This window comes from Peptostreptococcus sp. MV1, from assembly GCF_000758885.1.
Classification (GTDB): domain Bacteria; phylum Bacillota; class Clostridia; order Peptostreptococcales; family Peptostreptococcaceae; genus Peptostreptococcus.
The window spans coordinates 1-572 of record NZ_JRNB01000078.1 but is presented as its reverse complement, the minus strand read 5'-3'; the positions used below and the strand labels follow the sequence as shown (position 1 = coordinate 572).

Below are 572 nucleotides of genomic sequence, written 5' to 3'. Positions count from 1 at the left end.
GTATATGCCCATTGAATCATGGATGTGAAGCAGATACTTTTTAATCTCTCGATTTCAAGCTGCTTTTGTCTTTCTTTTTCTTTTGCTTCTCTATCTCTATCGCATTTACAAACTGTCTTAAATATCATCTGCTTTCCGAAAAATTCTAATGCTTTTCCATCTTTTCTTTCATGGCACACTTTACAGTAGGCGTGTCCGTCTTTGATGTATTCTTTTTCAGGATTGAAGCTGTATTCCACATCTTCTATCATCACTTTCTCTAATTCTTTAATCATAAATGTACTCCCTTGTTATATTCCTCCCATGTAGGGATATTGGTTTTTTTCTTACTTCCCTGATCTTTATAAAACCAAGAAAGGATTGTTGCTTTATGGTCTTTATATATCTTTCCGGTACTTTGAAGATAGGTTGATAGTCTTTCAATGTAGTTATCAAGCTCTCCTGCCATTTTTATTTGTAATTCTCCTATATCTTCAGCCTTTAAAAAGACATTCTGAAATGTTCCAAGTCCGCTTTTCCCAAAACTATATTCTCTCTTACTATACTTACTCTTATTATTCTCTATATAGTTA

Annotated in this window: 2 pseudogenes; both read right to left on the bottom strand. The window is 33.0% G+C overall.

From position 1 onward, the window contains the following. Positions 1-275 (bottom strand): annotated as a pseudogene (locus HMPREF1639_RS05920) (ATP-binding protein); the annotation flags it as partial. After that, positions 272-572, bottom strand: a pseudogene (locus HMPREF1639_RS05915) (replication initiator protein A); the annotation flags it as partial. The pseudogenes HMPREF1639_RS05920 and HMPREF1639_RS05915, both read right to left, overlap by 4 nt.